This window comes from Oleiphilus sp. HI0128 (assembly GCF_001635365.1).
Genome location: NZ_LWGG01000836.1, coordinates 1 through 622, shown reverse-complemented (window position 1 = coordinate 622; position 622 = coordinate 1). Strand labels below are relative to the sequence as shown.

Genomic DNA, 622 nt, shown 5'->3' with positions numbered 1-622 from the left:
AGCGCAACTCACCGAAAGCTGTACCCTGAGAAAGGTACTGATTTTCACCGAGCGTTGGAACACTTGAAGAATCAAAGCCATTGATATCAGGCGTAGCATTCTCGAGCTGACCATTTGATTTAATCGTATCCGTCTTTGACACATTATTGAGCATTTCAACAGCCTTGCTGCTATTTGTACGCGCTGTTTTGCCAATACCGATCGTTAATGCGGGAAGTACACCTGACTGCCTTAACTGCTGATTGCAATCTTTATATACTGCCGCCATTTTCGACAGTACATAGCGTTCAAATAGTTTAAGCACGATAAGCTTTGCTCGGATGCCAAAATCGAGACAGTCACATGCTTTTGCAAAGGCATCACATAGCTTATGCGGGGACGCGGGAAAGTCTTTAGAAAATACTTCACTCTCATCAAGTATAAAGGAAATCCGAGCACTAAGCTCCTCGAGCACCGTGCCAATACCTTGATTAAGCCGCGACACCATCGCATCAACTGCGACATTAACCTCAAGTTCATCCTTATCAATAAGATCCAATGAATCTATCGAGTCACCAGACGGGCCGCTCACCTGTGGACCACTTGTAAGCGAATTGAAATTAGTCAACAACTGCTTTACAAC

At 44.4% G+C, this 622-nt stretch carries 1 protein-coding gene; it reads right to left on the bottom strand.

Annotated features, from left to right (window positions below; genetic code table 11):
• The coding region (locus A3763_RS12880) for a DUF1631 family protein (protein ID WP_231872191.1) at nt 1-571 on the bottom strand (571 nt) is incomplete at its 3' end.
• Nucleotides 572-622 lie beyond the last annotated feature (51 nt).